Annotated in this window: 18 protein-coding genes; 16 read left to right on the forward strand and 2 right to left on the reverse strand. The window is 39.5% G+C overall.

Going from position 1 to position 14,389, the window contains the following annotated elements; all coding sequences use genetic code 11:
* Nucleotides 1-38: 38 nt before the first annotated feature.
* Both BV375_RS17465 and BV375_RS17470 read right to left on the reverse strand, forming a co-directional pair.
* A complete protein-coding gene (locus BV375_RS17465; RefSeq protein WP_086762645.1) occupies nt 39-422 on the reverse strand; it encodes a nuclear transport factor 2 family protein in 384 nt (127 codons plus the stop codon).
* Nucleotides 423-653: 231 nt separating this feature from the next.
* Nucleotides 654-1,067 (reverse strand): hypothetical protein, encoded by a 414-nt coding sequence (locus BV375_RS17470; RefSeq protein WP_086762647.1) that lies wholly within the window; start codon nt 1,065-1,067, stop codon nt 654-656.
* Between the two features lie 35 nt (nt 1,068-1,102).
* Between BV375_RS17470 and BV375_RS17475 the strand changes: the two genes are divergently transcribed.
* The 16 genes from BV375_RS17475 (at nt 1,103) to BV375_RS17550 (ending at nt 14,371) form a co-directional block, all read left to right on the forward strand.
* On the forward strand, nt 1,103-1,345 hold the full coding sequence (locus BV375_RS17475; protein WP_086762649.1) for a hypothetical protein: 243 nt from the start codon (nt 1,103-1,105) through the stop codon (nt 1,343-1,345).
* A gap of 63 nt (nt 1,346-1,408) precedes the next feature.
* On the forward strand, nt 1,409-2,599 hold the full coding sequence (locus BV375_RS17480; protein WP_086762650.1) for a bifunctional 5,10-methylenetetrahydrofolate dehydrogenase/5,10-methenyltetrahydrofolate cyclohydrolase: 1,191 nt from the start codon (nt 1,409-1,411) through the stop codon (nt 2,597-2,599).
* Nucleotides 2,596-3,429, forward strand: a complete 834-nt coding sequence (locus BV375_RS17485; RefSeq protein WP_086762652.1) for a glycosyltransferase family A protein — start codon at nt 2,596-2,598, stop codon at nt 3,427-3,429. Before BV375_RS17480 ends, BV375_RS17485 begins: the two co-directional genes overlap by 4 nt.
* A gap of 93 nt (nt 3,430-3,522) precedes the next feature.
* Nucleotides 3,523-6,243 (forward strand): DEAD/DEAH box helicase, encoded by a 2,721-nt coding sequence (locus tag BV375_RS17490; protein WP_086762654.1) that lies wholly within the window; start codon nt 3,523-3,525, stop codon nt 6,241-6,243.
* Between the two features lie 100 nt (nt 6,244-6,343).
* Nucleotides 6,344-7,090 carry a hypothetical protein gene (locus BV375_RS17495; protein WP_086762656.1) on the forward strand — a complete coding sequence of 249 codons (747 nt, stop codon included), beginning with the start codon at nt 6,344-6,346 and terminating at the stop codon, nt 7,088-7,090.
* Between the two features lie 28 nt (nt 7,091-7,118).
* Nucleotides 7,119-7,334 carry a hypothetical protein gene (locus tag BV375_RS17500; RefSeq protein ID WP_086762658.1) on the forward strand — a complete coding sequence of 72 codons (216 nt, stop codon included), beginning with the start codon at nt 7,119-7,121 and terminating at the stop codon, nt 7,332-7,334.
* Nucleotides 7,335-7,410: 76 nt separating this feature from the next.
* Nucleotides 7,411-8,433 carry a PriCT-2 domain-containing protein gene (locus tag BV375_RS17505; RefSeq protein WP_086762660.1) on the forward strand — a complete coding sequence of 341 codons (1,023 nt, stop codon included), beginning with the start codon at nt 7,411-7,413 and terminating at the stop codon, nt 8,431-8,433.
* Nucleotides 8,434-8,435: 2 nt separating this feature from the next.
* Complete coding sequence (locus tag BV375_RS17510) at nt 8,436-8,918, forward strand: hypothetical protein (RefSeq protein WP_086762662.1); 483 nt, start codon at nt 8,436-8,438, stop codon at nt 8,916-8,918.
* Nucleotides 8,919-8,923: 5 nt separating this feature from the next.
* The gene (locus tag BV375_RS17515; RefSeq protein ID WP_086762663.1) at nt 8,924-9,346 is read left to right on the forward strand and encodes a hypothetical protein; all 423 of its coding nucleotides are present in this window, start codon (nt 8,924-8,926) and stop codon (nt 9,344-9,346) included.
* A gap of 43 nt (nt 9,347-9,389) precedes the next feature.
* Nucleotides 9,390-10,118, forward strand: a complete 729-nt coding sequence (locus BV375_RS17520) for a hypothetical protein (RefSeq protein ID WP_086762666.1) — start codon at nt 9,390-9,392, stop codon at nt 10,116-10,118.
* On the forward strand, nt 10,115-10,837 hold the full coding sequence (locus BV375_RS17525) for a prokaryotic E2 ligase family D protein (RefSeq protein WP_086762668.1): 723 nt from the start codon (nt 10,115-10,117) through the stop codon (nt 10,835-10,837). Before BV375_RS17520 ends, BV375_RS17525 begins: the two co-directional genes overlap by 4 nt.
* Before the next feature lie 2 nt (nt 10,838-10,839).
* Nucleotides 10,840-11,436 (forward strand): Mov34/MPN/PAD-1 family protein, encoded by a 597-nt coding sequence (locus BV375_RS17530; RefSeq protein ID WP_086762670.1) that lies wholly within the window; start codon nt 10,840-10,842, stop codon nt 11,434-11,436.
* Nucleotides 11,424-12,281, forward strand: coding sequence for a ThiF family adenylyltransferase (locus tag BV375_RS17535; RefSeq protein ID WP_086762671.1), 858 nt, complete (start codon nt 11,424-11,426; stop codon nt 12,279-12,281). Before BV375_RS17530 ends, BV375_RS17535 begins: the two co-directional genes overlap by 13 nt.
* Nucleotides 12,282-12,325: 44 nt before the next feature.
* On the forward strand, nt 12,326-13,009 hold the full coding sequence (locus BV375_RS17540) for a hypothetical protein (RefSeq protein ID WP_086762673.1): 684 nt from the start codon (nt 12,326-12,328) through the stop codon (nt 13,007-13,009).
* Nucleotides 13,006-13,353, forward strand: a complete 348-nt coding sequence (locus BV375_RS17545; protein ID WP_086762675.1) for a hypothetical protein — start codon at nt 13,006-13,008, stop codon at nt 13,351-13,353. The genes BV375_RS17540 and BV375_RS17545 overlap by 4 nt, the downstream gene beginning before the upstream one ends.
* A complete protein-coding gene (locus BV375_RS17550; protein ID WP_086762677.1) occupies nt 13,316-14,371 on the forward strand; it encodes a type I restriction-modification system subunit M in 1,056 nt (351 codons plus the stop codon). Before BV375_RS17545 ends, BV375_RS17550 begins: the two co-directional genes overlap by 38 nt.
* Nucleotides 14,372-14,389 lie beyond the last annotated feature (18 nt).

Below are 14,389 nucleotides of genomic sequence, written 5' to 3' on the forward strand. Positions count from 1 at the left end.
AGGCCGCCCGCCTTAGTCTGTTCGCTCTTTGCGCGTAGTTAGGTCTTTGGGGTGGACGATGGAAGTCTGTCCACTTCCATAGCTTGAATCAAGCCGTGTTCAAGGGTGAATCGATGACCCACGTGCTCATCGGCAATAACAGATCCAGCCAAGTCACGCACGACCTGATGCACATCGACCAAAATGCGCCCGCCCTCCTCCAAGTAAAAGGTTTGCGGCTCAACGTGCGGATCGATCTCGCTCCATTGCTCCGTCCAGTAAGCGCGAACTTCTTCAGCCCCACGGACAAAACCGCCTTTGAACGCTCTCGGCCAAACCACATCCGGAGTCATGAGGGCAAGGGCAGCGTCAATGTCTCGCGCGTTGAAGGCTGCATACGCCGCACGGAGCAGCTCGATTTCTGGTGCTCTTTGATCTGACATAAGCGGTATGGGGAAGCAGATGCAGTAAGGACTAATCTAATAATTTATTGTATAGAGTTTAGCTGAAGCTTTTTTTATCGACACTATCATGCTTGATGTCAGGTTTATTTCCTTGATTTCCCGTTTTTAATTCTTCTATTGTAAGGAAGGTTGTTTTATACCCACATTTCGCACTTCAAAATGTATTATCTATATTTTCAATAAAAATTCCTAATAATGTTCAGGTTATACTTACAACTCCATATCGCAATTCCGAGTTGGAGAAAATTGATATTGCCTTTGCCTTGCAGCCGCTATTTCAAAAGAAGTATCAAATTCCGTAACCTTTGTTCCAAGTTTTAATTCCTCGTATAAAGGCACACCATCGCCATCATTATCACTAAGAAGAATCTTGGTCATGATATGAGCCGGGGCAACTTGCGCGAGGCGATTTACTACATTAGCAACAAACTCGTTAGATGCTTCGCAGCCATTAAGGTATCTAATCAAAGCATCAGCAGTAGCCTCAGTCATCTTAGCTGGGTTTTTTACCCCCGCTTCCAGAATAAAGTCATCGTAAATAGCTTTCTCGCTATCAGTAAAATTTTCCTTGCAAGCTTGTTGGATAATGAATTCAGCCTGCTGTTGTTGATTTAAAATTGTCATAGTGGTTTTTAGATATTGTTAAAGGAGTAACAGATATGACACATTATGTTTGCGATTTATATGGCAATACAAACTGGAATCTTCCAATAGAAGAAGTCACTGCTAGAACATTCAATACAGAACAAGAAGCCGAACAATGGTTCAAAGATAAGTGTTCTGGTAACAGTATTGAATTTAGTGGCTTCTATGACACTGAACGCTACGTCACCAACTGGGTTTCCTGCGACGGTCAAGAAGTTGGTGAAATCACTAAACGCCCTAGTTCCAATGAATTCTAATTAGGAATTCAGAAGATTGTTTGTACCAGACAATTTTCTCGATCAAATTTAACTCCATATTAAATGACACTCATAGACGGACAATTAATACGAGAACACGTAAAGCAAGAATGTCAAAAATACAAATCCATTTTTCAAGCATCTCAAAAAGAAGTAGCAATCATCAGATTTGAGGCTTCAGAAAATGCCAGCAACGGACTAAGAGCTAGATATGAAGCAGCCAGAATCTCAGCAGAACAAAAAGTAGCAACGTTCAACGCTATTGGCATTACTCCCAATTATATTGTGCTGTCACCCAATATTGCAGTAGAGCAATTTGACAACATTATCCAATCCATTAATGAAAATAGTAAGGTGACTGCTGCTATTGTTCAATACCCAATTCCAGCTAAGTTTACAAGTTCAATTGGGCTATTAGAACCACAAAAAGATATAGATATCGTCCGCAGACAAAGTAACAATTTCTTTGAAAGTTGTGCTACTGCTGAAGGAATCGCCAGAATTGTTGAATCCTACGCACAAAGGGATTCCAATGTTGCAGTTGTCGGCGGAGGTGGCTTTGTGGGCAATGGTGTCATCAAATATTTAGAAGCAAGTAGAATCAGCTGTTTCTGTTTGGAAGACGGTGATGACTTGAGTAGAACTCAAGCAGCTGACATTGTGGTATCAGTCACCGGAAGACAAGGAATTTTCACTCCTTATGTACTCCCGTCTCATCGCTTGGTTGTCGATGGTGGCTTCACACCTACTGCTTCTGGTGCTGCTGGCGATGTAGATCGCAGTGCTTACAGAATCCCCCAGAACATTACGCCCGTCCCTGGAGGTGTTGGCCCGATAGAAATGGCAATTTTAGCAGAACGTTTGGTAAAAATGGATTTGGGCGTAGAACTTGGGAAATGGAACTACCAGCAATTACAGCAAGAACAAATGCAACGTGCTACTATAATAGCCCCCATAGCTAGAGTGTTCTTCGCACAACAAGCAACTGCTTACCCTCAATCCATTCGCACAGAGAGAGAAAATCTATTTGTCTTGGAAGGCAGTAACTACCAGATCCGCTTCAATAGCACCACGCAAAGTTTAATAGTTGCCAGACCCAATGAAAAGCTAACGTTAATTCGGCTATCTCTTGCAAGTAATCAAATTGAAACCGCTAGAGGTATAACAAACGAGGACGTAACAAGATGGCAACAAATTCAAGCTGCGATCGATTCAACAACAACGCAATCAAATGATAGAGGTATGGAGCTTTGAAATTATCAATCATCACTGCAACATACAATAGACCTATGCAGCTTGCATCTACTGCACTGCCAAGCATTCAAAGTCAAACTGACCGCAATTTTGAGTGGCTCGTCATCAATGATGGCGCTAATCCTGACACCAGAGATATTATCACCAGCATTAGGGCAAAAGCTGATTTCCCTATCATCTACATTGAAATGGAACACCCTGACCCTTACAGTGGTTTTGGCTTGTGCTACGCCCGTAACTTGGGACTAGATGCAGCTGGTGGTGACATTGTTTCATACCTGGACGATGACAATAGCATTGCTCCTGAATTTGTTGGCTCAATGCAGCAGTACTTTAAACAACATCCCAATATTCGATATGGCATAGCAAGACAGCAGCGCCGCCGCGATGTCATCCGCAATGGTAATGTTGTTCGTCAAGGAAAGCCGTTTGTTTCGCCTAGCAATTGCTGCTCCTTACAGCAGCTTTTATGGCAGCAAGAGATATTCGACAGCAATGGTTTCGTCCACTACCGGAGCAATGCTCCTAGATGGAACCCTCAGTTTCAAGTATTCGCAGACTACGAGTATTTGCTGCAATCTGCTTGCATCTGGGGTGAAAGTGGCTTTGGTTTCAACGACAGCATTCTTGTTAACTATATCCAGTCTTCTATTGGTATTATTGGTAGTTCTAATTATGAGCAGTGGGCAACTGAGCTATCGCTAATTGTCACCAATCAAGCTAACTATTCCATCCTTAAAGGCAGTATTGTTGAACGCTTAGAAGAGCTTGTAGATAGTTATAGTACCAAGGCACAAATTTCATTAACGCCAAAAGCATTTACGTTCTGACAATATAAAGCAGAGCATCAATAGTATAGCAATAACCAAAACCACTACTTTGGACTAACGCCTACCTGCTAAAACAGCGAGTAGGTATCTTTTATGACCCAACCTGAATGGTTAGAAGCAAACAAGCAGGTTTATTCCAAAGAACATGGTGTTATCCATATCGCCGCCATCATTGAGAAAAACCTTTACTTTAAAAAGGGTAGTTTAAACCAAATTATTTTTGACTGGGAGCATGAAGTCAATAGCGGTAATTTATTACCTCTAAACCAAGCACCAACAGGTAAAAGCATTCTCTACCAAGAAATAGCTGCTATCCTTGATGGCTCAGGAAAACTACAAAGCTGCGAAGTAATTCCTGCTCAAGAAGCTAAACTTTATCCCATCCCAGATGATATTCACCCTCTAGTTAAACTGGCCCTAAGTAAGTCAGGAATCACCCAACTATACTCTCATCAAGTCGAGGCATGGCAAGCTTACAAAAAAGGAGAAGATATAATTCTTCAAACTCCTACTAGCAGTGGTAAAAGTATCTCTTTTCTCATTCCAATCGTTCATGAGTGTCTAAAGGGTAAATCAGCTTTAGTATTCTTTAACTTGAAAGCACTTGCATTTGACCAGGTAGAGAAAATACGTTCCTTTGTTAGCCACTTAGATGAAAATATTCGCCCCCAAATTCTCAATATTAATGGAGATATTCCTCCCCAAGAGCGCAAACAACTTTACAGCAATCAACCCTCAATTTTATGCGTGACTCCTGATGTATGGAACCACGAGCTAAACAACTACCAATTCGATTCAAACTGGGGATTTAGAGAAACAATCAGAAAACTTTCAATCATTGTCTGTGACGAAATGCACTTTTATCAAGGCATATTTGGTTCGCATTTTGCACTACTTAATCGGCGAACTCAACTCATGATAGAATCTGTCGGCAATGATATTTCAAAATTACAGTACATCTTCGCTTCTGCAACAATTAGTAACAGCAGCGAAATTGCCCAGAAGATATCTAATCGAGAAGAACAAAGTAACCTTGCTATTATTGACCAAAGTGGGGCAAAACGCTCGGAGATTACTTTTATTAGCCTCAAACCACGGAACAATACATTTTACCAAACTGCCCAAGTCGCAGCTATGCTCGTAAGTAAAGGCATCGTCGGGATTTGTTTCTGCGATAGTAGAGAACTGGTTAAGGTTTTAACTAATGCCATACGTAAAGCTTTAATCGAGATGCAACTGCCCCACCTGGGAGAAACCATCTCAGCATTTTATGGGAGCATGAAGGCAAATCAGCGTAACAAAATTATTGCAGATATACAAAGCGGGAAAGTCAAGTTCATTATATCTACAAGTGCTTTGGAGGCGGGTCTAGATATCGGGTCTATTGATGCAACTATCGTACATAGTTACCCCGGCTCAATTCTTGCCTTTCGCCAGAGGGCAGGACGTGCGGGGAGGCAGGAAGCAGGGCTATTGGTGTTTATTCCATCGAAAAGGTCGATTATGGATTCTTACTACGCCAATTACCCAGAACGCCTTTTATCTGATCCTCCAGAAATTATCAACTTTAACCACAATTATGAAACAACTTTGGAGCAGCATATTCTCGCTTGTTGCAAAGAAAGTAAACCGACACAAGCTCAAATTGCCCGACATTTTGGTAGTTCTGGTAATGCGATCGCCCGACAGTTAATCGGTGATAATCAACTGATATTCAGCTACAATCAAAGACTGACAACTAATCGAAACCTCGGTTATGTCCACTCAAAAATTAAAGTTAGAGGCAACACTGACCAAAACATCAGTTATATCAATCAAGATAGCACAGAAGAGTTTGAGGAAAGTTCGGCATCTTCTGCACTAAGAGAAGTTTACCCTGGTGCTATATATCTTGCTCAAGACTTTGATGGCAACCCCGTACAGTATAAATCACAAGAACTAAATTTAACCGAAGGGGAAGCAATTCTCAAGCCAATTGAAGCAACCAATTTATTTAGTCGTCCTGAAGGAAGCCTAAATTTCGAGGAAATTAAAATTGTCGGGGAAGCCAAAATTATCAATCTTCCCCAAGGGGCTGCTAGATTTACACCTGTTTCAGCCAAAATCAAAGAAGAAATTTCTGGCTACAACTTGTACAGGCTGGAACAAAAATGGACTTGTACTAATAACAGATGTCGCAACTTCAATTTAAATTTACCTGGACACTTACAAACTTGCCCTGCTTGTAAAACCCAACTGATTGAACGAGAATTTGTCGAACTATTGGAGGAAAATAAGTACGAGGAATCACTTGCTCTTAACTACAATACATTCTGCGTTAGGGTTGAAATTAACGCTGATGCACGAAAATATTTTTCAGTTTTGGTCAAAAATCACAGAAAAGAAATACTTAATAAACAGAAATATATTACCAATGAGGAGAAACAACTATTTGAAAGCAATGAAACCAAAATTTGCGTTCATACTCTCGCTCATCACCTTATACTCAGTTTACCACTTGTCGAACATGGAGCAAACAGTCGAGATATAGATTTCATGTTAGTAGAAGTGCCGTCTAATACTAGGATAGTTGGCTATTTCTTCGATACTTGTGAACATGGTACAGGTATGTGCGATACCCTCATCAAGTATTTAGAGACTGCCTTTATTAAGGCAAAGTTTCTAGTCGATAATTGTCCTTGTAAATACGGCTGCTCTTCTTGTACAACAATTCAACGCTGTCCTGATGATAACGAAGCGCTGTTTAAATCAGTTGGGTTATCTCTACTAAAGGAAATAATCAATCCAACAGAGACAAGAACTATTAATCAATAGTTAAGATAATCCTATCCAGCTTGGGTAGGATTATTTTTTTAGTAATTCAACCACATACATCGCTTACGCACAAGATTGATGAAAGTTTTGAGAATAAGCGATGTACGTCGAACTATTAGCTGATTCACATCCAAACCCTAAAAAATTTCAAATTATTCACGCACCATCATATTTACTTATAGAAACCAATTTTCAAATAGGAGATTTTGTCGAGTCGAAGAATATTGATTTTCTTATCAATCATGCTGTAAATCTAGGGTATCAGGTGAAAATATCCCATCCTGAAACCCAACAATATAATAAATATCCTCTTCCCAAAATCAGTGATGCTCTAGCTGATTTTATAATTAATTATCCATCAGACTTAAAACTGCGAACTAACGGGATGGTTTTTGAACAAAGGGCATATTTAATGTCTAAAGTTTACGATGAAGTGTGTCAAAATCTTGAATCAAAAGCTCTTTTAAGAGAAGCAGAGTATTGGCTGATAAATTACGCACGAGAAGTAATTGCCAAACAATGTCATTACTTACCAGATATCCTAATGAAATTAGATAATCCAACTGTGAGAGCAATGGCAATAGATACACTCATGCTCTGGCAACCAGATTGGAACAAAGCTATCTCTCAATATAGAGGAAGTAGATTTGAGGCTGGCAATAATGAATTTGAGGTTATCAGCTACTATCACAATCAAAACAAGAAGGGTAGGGAGGGGATAATGGTACTGTGCAAGGTAACAAAAACGATGAATAACTATCTTGAATTTCCTACCTTTCCTTGCAATGCAAACTGTACTCTTGGGACTTATCAAGTCGAAAATGCACTTAACCAGAGGTTGGCTTAAAACATAATTACCATCTGAAATATTAATCATGGACGAGCAACAAATCAACTATTTCATAACAGGTATTTGTACGTTTCACTGGAATGCTGATTTTCATAAATTCTGTCAAGTCTGCAACTTTGACCCTAACCACACCTATTCAAAAGAGAAATGGCAGCAGTGGCAACAATTTGTATCCGGTATTAAAGCGTTTGACCAAAATACACTTGTTAAGCTAGTTGAAGCTGGCCAGCAATTAGCATGACAGTCATAATCTCAAACCACTACGGTTACTAACGCACTCGTGCATGAATTATCGAAATAATTAGCCACATGAATTCATGCACGCCCAAATCCGTCATTTGGTATCTTCGCTTAACAACTTACCCGAAGAATGGCGAATCGTTCCTACCTTTGGTAAACGTCCTTTAGGGAAAGAATGGGAAAAAAATACTTACTCTCCCAAAGAACTACAAACTGAACTTGTCCGCCGCCGATTAAAATTTTGGACAAATAACAGATTTATCACCCCCACTGGTGTAGCTTTGGTATGCGGTTTCAATCATCCTCAAGGGTACTTAGTAGCTATTGACTGCGATGGGGAAACATCCTGGCGACACATCATTCAGATTAACGAACATTCTGAACCAGAAGAACTCAACCAGCTAACACCCGCCGAAACACGCGATACTCCTACAGAATCGTTGTGCGATACTCCTATGGAGTCGTTACACGATCGCGCTCAAAAATATCTTCCTCCCACAATTGCATTTACCTCTGGGAGGAAATATCGCAGCCAACGCTTATACCTCATCCCAAATTCAAAAGCTTGCGATGTCAAATCTCGCAAAATCAAAACTGGGAAGGACGAACACCTGGAATTTCGAGGCAAAAACCTAGCTTCAATCCTTCCCCCGTCCTTTCACCCAGAAGGTAGAAATTACAAATGGCTTCCCGGCTGTAGTCCATCTGAACGCCAAATAGAAATAGCTCCTGATTGGGTAATTGCCCAAATGCTTGCCAAACAGGAGAAAACAAGAAAGTTTAACCTACCCAAAGAAAAATATAACCGCAGATATGGGGTAGACAGGTACGCTCATTTAATTCCCTCAATAGAAACCAATATTCAAACCGCACTTGTGCTACTCGAAGTCATCCACCCTCGGTTTGCAGATGATTACCATTCGTGGATTCAAGTCGGGATGGCACTTCATAGCGTTAGTCCCATTTTATTTAAGGCATGGAACACCTGGAGCCAACTTTCTCCTAAGTATAAACCAGGCGAATGCGCCTACAAATGGCAGTCTTTTAACAAGACAGGTATCACTATCCGCACCTTATTTAGATTAGCTAATCTCTCTTAATCATGAGTAATCAAACATCACATTACGAGAATGCAACTGGCTTTGAAAATAGCTATAGCAGTAAAGATTTTAATCCTGATATTCAGGATAATAGCAATTTAGAAGAAACATTAGATGAATCAGTAAATACTGAAGTTATAAGTCAAGATTCATCTAGCGGGATAGTTTTTACAAAAACCGTCATAATAACAATTCAGTTAACACCAAATTCTGAAAAAGCAATTGTCACAATTGGAATCCAAGATGCACCTCCGATTATTAAGATAATTAACTTAACTGAGATAACATCTCAGCCTGTCATAAATAACTGGCTACAGGATTTAGAAAAATCTCTCCTAGAAATGCTAAATATCTGCCAACAAAGGATGGAAAAGCAGACTACAGAGCAGAATCGACAGAAACAATCAAAACAAGTACAAAAGCGTAACCTACCTGAAGATAAAGATAAAAAACCTACACCTAACAAGCAACTGTCACTATTTTAATTACCATGAAGTACATTGCTATTATTGAAGGACAAGAAATTCCTCTGGATGAGGCGATCGCCCAGGATGACAATACTCTCAAAACAGCTATTAGCGTCTACTTTCCAGAGTATGCTAATGCCGAAATTGAACGACAAACAACTGATGATACAGTTTCAATTCGTTTAGTAAAAAAAGCAGGTACTAAAGGAAGTCAATTTAGAGAATTGAAAAACAGTTTTCAAGAAATAAATCCTGCACTAAAGTTAGGATGGCAGATAAAGCTTCTAGAGATAAACAGTCAAATTAGCCTCGAAAATTTAATTACCTTACAACCTGAGATAGATAAAGCTATCAAGCTCGGTCAATCTTGGGAAACCTATAGCGAAAAAGTTGCTCAAAGCCTTAAACAGCAACCTGCTATTACGAGTAAGTATCCTGTACTGTAATCACAAATTTATAGCCGCTATAACTCGTAGCGGCTGATTAGTTATGCTTGGCAACATACACTCATTCAAAATACCCATTACTTGTCTAACAGCAATTAATTATCTAGAAAATCTTTCCGAACGAGTAAATATTTTAAGCCTGTATCAAAAATTATTTCCAGAAAAATGGTTAGAATCAACCATACCTATTACTAAACAATCACATCCAACTAGTGCTTACCTCGATAGAGAAATTGAATTTATTAACCTAGTGAATGAAAATCTATTCCCAGTAGAATATATCGATAAAATCGAGTTTAATCCCGAACGTGATAGTATTCTAGTTTCGCCACAAAGACTTGAGTGGTGGAATGAAGATTTCGAGGAATTGGTATACTCAGAGAAATTTCTATTGTCATTAATGGGGCAAGGGTACAATATCAGCCAATGGAAACTAAATTTTGGTTTTACTCCTGATTACATTGCTCCAGCAGAAGAAATTTACTTCGAGAAATTTGTAAAGCTGTGTCGTCGTTACAAAAGTCCTCTGCAATATTTAGATATAGCCATACGAATTATAGATTACTCAACTGAAAATATTTGGCTAGATATTACGTGTGAAACAAGCGATTGGCTGGAATGGACTTATGAGAATATCATATTTCTCGCTCAAAAGTGGCAAGAAGCCGTCTTGATGTTGGAGAAATCAAATGAGGTTAGTCATTTGTTAGAAACATCTCTTTCTGCTCGAAAAGCAGCAGTGAAAATTTGGAACCAAGCATCAAAAGCATGAATGTAGATACAAATATATTACCAATAATTAACTTAGAAAATGTCTCCCAAATTCTACTAGCCAATATTCCCCAAGATGATTTACTAGGGCAGTTAATTATCCTCAAAGGACAGTTTATTTTAGTCGAACGCGAAGGCAAAGAGTCTAAATATAAATTCTTGTCTCCTGAAGCAGTAGAGAAAGCCTTCACAAGTAAAACTGCCGCGTCTGGATGGCTTTCTAGCAACACAATTTGGTGGGGTAAAAATCCAGAGGGAGAGGCCATTATTCAGTTTTACTCTCCCCAAAAATATCAAATTCAAATTATGGGACAGGAAACTGAAGTAATTACTGTCCCTATGCCTGCATTCTTATTTGCTGGATGCGGTAGTAGATATTACCTGTGGGCAGTTAAAGGCAGGGTATTTAAACCAGACGCACAACTGTACAAGCCCCCTCTACCTAATATTTGGGACGACTCTAGTATTTGCTTTGGGGGAAATTCTCTCAATATGTGCAGTGCTGCAAGCATAGGCCAAGTTTGGGATCTGTTCTGGAAATCACCTTTTAACAAGGACTTATCTCAGGGCAAGTCAAAAACTCATCCCGATAATATCTGCAATCAGCTAATCAAATTACACGAATCTAAAGCTAAATCCTACCCTTCAAGTGACCTTGTTCCCGTTCATAGCTGGAAAATCACAACCCCAGAAGACATTATTAATCATTTGTTTAGTTAACCATGAATCCTTTTATCGGTTATCACCTCGCTACAAGTAATAACTTTCCTCCTTACAGTCAAAAACTCCAGGAATACTGGCTGGCAGCAAATGGGCTTTTCTTGCGATCGCACCGCCGCGAGTTAGAGGTTTGCTTGCAACTAACTCAAACTCAAGTTGCTGGACTCCAACCCCTTGAACCCTACTTTCGTCTGAAAGTCCCAAAAGTTCCTTGCCAAGCGATCGCTGAGATTATCAATGCTGCCAGTATCAACCCCCAACAGGAAATCCTATTCTACTTGGGAGTGACAAACAACCAATGGTGGTGTCACACACCACTGCAAACCGCGTCTTCTACTCATGTCTTATCTTTAGAAAGCGCACTCAATAAAAACTATACAGATAGCTTAGTGGAAATGCACAGTCATGGAACTCTAGCTGCTTATCCTTCAAGTGCAGACAATCAAGAAGAAAAAGGCAAATTTCGAGTGTTTGCGATTATTGGCACACTGAATACCATTCCCACAATTTATACCCGCATTGGGATATACAATCACTTTTTCGACATCAACCCCAATCAAATATTTGAACTGCCGCTACAGGTAAAATGCTTGAATTAACTACTTACCAACAAGCTTTACCCGTCTTACCTCGCAATCATACTCGTATCAACTTCGTCTTAGTAGGAGTAGGAGGAACAGGCGGGTTTCTTGCAGAAGATTTATGTCGAATTATTCTGCAACTCCAGCATACTAGAAAAGAAATTAACTTTGCGATCGTTGATGGCGATACTGTCGAACTCAAGAATATCAGCCGCCAAAATTATCAACAAGCTGAAATTGGGCTACCAAAGGCAGAAACACTGGCTGCAAGATGCAGTGCCAAGTATGGAATAGAGATTACAGCCGTTTGCGACTGGTTTGAAGAAGACATGATTCCCACGGCCAGTTGGTGGAATACCCTAACGGTAATTATTGGCTGTGTAGATAACAGCGCCGCCAGGAGCAAAATTCACTCTGTTCTTAAAATAAACAGTGCAAATGAGCCAGCATCGCTATTTTGGCTGGATTGTGGAAACAGCAACTACTCTGGACAAGTAGTAATTGGAACGCACTCTAATTTTGATATAGTCCAAGCTTCCAATAACCCAGACAAACCTCAATTCTGGTTGCATCTTCCCTCCCCAGTGCTGGTTCACCCAGAACTGTTGGTTCCTCAGCCAGAAGAACTTAGCGACAATAACCTTTCATGTGCAGAAATTCAAGCACGGAATTATCAATCACTATTCGTCAATAAAATGACGAGTGCGATCGCAGCCCAGTATTTACTAGAATTAACCCTCACTGGGGGGTTAAAAAAGTTCGCTAGTTATTTTGACCTTACAGCAATGTCAACCCGAAGTTTATATACAAGCATCGATCAACTCAAAAAATACTATATTCCGCAAACAAATTACCACAAATAGCTGACGCAAATATATCCCAAAAGCTAAATTTGGGATATATTTTTATGAATCGTTTTAATCACAAGACACTTGAACTTATTGAACAGAGTCCAGAATGTTTATCAACGATAAATTATCGCAATTTAACTATCAAAAGTGAATCTGAAGTTGCTGGTGGTCAGTTTCACCTCATTATGCAACAAATTGGGTTAGGGCTACCAGTCGAAGCTTTATTGAAGGCATACCCCCAAATTAATAACTGGGTCGATAAGGTAAAACCTTTTCTAAATATTCCTGGCAACAAACAATGGAATGCCCAACTTCAATATTTATACCACGATATTCTTCTCAACAGCGAGTGCGACCTCATTATCTACGGCGAAAATCAAGTAGTTGGGTTTGACTGGACAATTCAAAAACCTCCTAAATTTGAAATTCTTGAGAGCAAATGGCAAACTCAATTGAGGTTATTTCTCCTATACGAACAAACTGGAATACCATTGGAGCAAATTAGCCTAGTTTATTTGTTCGTTAACACTGATACTATTTACCAGTTTACTTATTCTGAAGATAAACATTTAAATTTCAAAACTCGGCTAGAAAAAACACTCGCTCCTTTTGTAGAAGATGATAAGGAGAAAAAACTTTTAGCCCACAAAATGACCCCTCAAGAAGCACATGATAAATGGCTAGCAAAAGAAATATCAACTATGGAATATTTAGCAGCAATTCCTGAAGTTGAAATATGAATCCAACAGAATTAAATATCACGAAAATCGAACTCACTCCTAACAGTGGTTGGACGCTGAATATTCTCTCGCGTCGGGTAGCGACTATTACCGACCCCTTGGGAAGCAGAAAAACCAGCTATTTCGGGTTCGATACCAAAGAACAAGCAGAAAAATTTAAAGCTTGGCTTGTCAGAAAAAACAAATGTAGTAGTGCAGTTATCCGTCACTCAGAACGATTAGCTACTGAATGGGAGGTAAAAGCTTGGAATGTGCCAACCTCCCTAATTTTTGAATGCGCCATCAAAGATTTAAAGGAATCAAGCAATGCAACTATCTCTACTAAATCTACCCTACAACGATGATAATTCACCCATAGCAGATATTTTCAATATTCCCAACTTAGAAAAAGCAGAATTCCTTCGTAACTTAGCTACTTCCATGCAGCCAATAATCGACCAAAAGAAAAATCCTGCTATTGGAAATCAAAGGGTGACAAAGCATCGTAAAACTATAGCTCAAGGGATAATCCAAGAAGGAATTGAACTTGAAATCATCCAGTCTTGGTTATTTGCGATCGCACAAATGTGGGAAGTAGGAAATATCCCACCAATACTACGCGGCATATCTCACAAATCGCAAGTAGAAGCCCTATTCAGAATTTCCCAAATGGGAGAAACAATTCAGAAAGTCCACGAAAAATTGGCAGGCGAATATTACCAAGACTGGGTAAAGTCTTTAAGTCGCGCCGGATTACATACACCAAGCGAAATCATATCCGCAATAACAGAAATTCAAAAAGTAGTAAAACCTGAAGCAATTGATACTACCAAGCAACTACTCAATAAGCTTGAGTTAGAAATCATTGGCATGAAAGATGGAGATTTCTTCCCTACTCCTAAACCAGTCTGTCAACGGCTTGTGCAACTGGCAGATATTAAACCAAATTGGCAAATTTTAGAGCCTAGTGCTGGTAGTGGAAATATTGCTGAGTATATCACTAATACCTACCCTTATGTTCAACTAGAGGTGGTTGAGATTAATTACGATTTACGACAAATTCTAGAACTCAAAGGATTTAATCTCGTAGGGAAAAACTTTCTGGAGTTTAACCCCAGTCATTTATACAATGCCTGTATCATGAATCCTCCATTTTGTGAACTTGTCCAACATATCTACCAGGCTTGGAAGTTACTCGTAACGGGTGGCGTATTAGTTTCAGTTATACCTGAATCAGTTTTCTTCAATCGTAAGTACAAAACCTTCAAAGGCTGGCTACAAGCCAATAATAGCTATGTAGAAATGGTAGATAAAGATGCCTTTTTGAGTTCAAATAACCCTACAAACGTAGCCACCAGAATCATTAAACTCATTAAACCATAGTGTACTACAAGCGTATGG

Origin of the sequence: Nostoc sp. 106C (genome assembly GCF_002154725.1) — a bacterium.
Classification (GTDB): Bacteria; Cyanobacteriota; Cyanobacteriia; order Cyanobacteriales; family Nostocaceae; genus Aulosira.

Bases quoted from the DNA above. Each gene is read 5' to 3' on its own strand.
- BV375_RS17465 (WP_086762645.1), bottom strand. From the start codon at position 422: ATGTCAGATCAAAGAGCACCAGAAATCGAGCTGCTCCGTGCGGCGTAT.
- BV375_RS17470 (WP_086762647.1), bottom strand. From the start codon at position 1,067: ATGACAATTTTAAATCAACAACAGCAGGCTGAATTCATTATCCAACAA.
- BV375_RS17475 (WP_086762649.1), top strand. From the start codon at position 1,103: ATGACACATTATGTTTGCGATTTATATGGCAATACAAACTGGAATCTT.
- BV375_RS17480 (WP_086762650.1), top strand. From the start codon at position 1,409: ATGACACTCATAGACGGACAATTAATACGAGAACACGTAAAGCAAGAA.
- BV375_RS17490 (WP_086762654.1), top strand. From the start codon at position 3,523: ATGACCCAACCTGAATGGTTAGAAGCAAACAAGCAGGTTTATTCCAAA.
- BV375_RS17495 (WP_086762656.1), top strand. From the start codon at position 6,344: ATGTACGTCGAACTATTAGCTGATTCACATCCAAACCCTAAAAAATTT.
- BV375_RS17500 (WP_086762658.1), top strand. From the start codon at position 7,119: ATGGACGAGCAACAAATCAACTATTTCATAACAGGTATTTGTACGTTT.
- BV375_RS17505 (WP_086762660.1), top strand. From the start codon at position 7,411: ATGCACGCCCAAATCCGTCATTTGGTATCTTCGCTTAACAACTTACCC.
- BV375_RS17510 (WP_086762662.1), top strand. From the start codon at position 8,436: ATGAGTAATCAAACATCACATTACGAGAATGCAACTGGCTTTGAAAAT.
- BV375_RS17515 (WP_086762663.1), top strand. From the start codon at position 8,924: ATGAAGTACATTGCTATTATTGAAGGACAAGAAATTCCTCTGGATGAG.
- BV375_RS17520 (WP_086762666.1), top strand. From the start codon at position 9,390: ATGCTTGGCAACATACACTCATTCAAAATACCCATTACTTGTCTAACA.
- BV375_RS17525 (WP_086762668.1), top strand. From the start codon at position 10,115: ATGAATGTAGATACAAATATATTACCAATAATTAACTTAGAAAATGTC.
- BV375_RS17530 (WP_086762670.1), top strand. From the start codon at position 10,840: ATGAATCCTTTTATCGGTTATCACCTCGCTACAAGTAATAACTTTCCT.
- BV375_RS17535 (WP_086762671.1), top strand. From the start codon at position 11,424: ATGCTTGAATTAACTACTTACCAACAAGCTTTACCCGTCTTACCTCGC.
- BV375_RS17540 (WP_086762673.1), top strand. From the start codon at position 12,326: ATGAATCGTTTTAATCACAAGACACTTGAACTTATTGAACAGAGTCCA.
- BV375_RS17545 (WP_086762675.1), top strand. From the start codon at position 13,006: ATGAATCCAACAGAATTAAATATCACGAAAATCGAACTCACTCCTAAC.
- BV375_RS17550 (WP_086762677.1), top strand. From the start codon at position 13,316: ATGCAACTATCTCTACTAAATCTACCCTACAACGATGATAATTCACCC.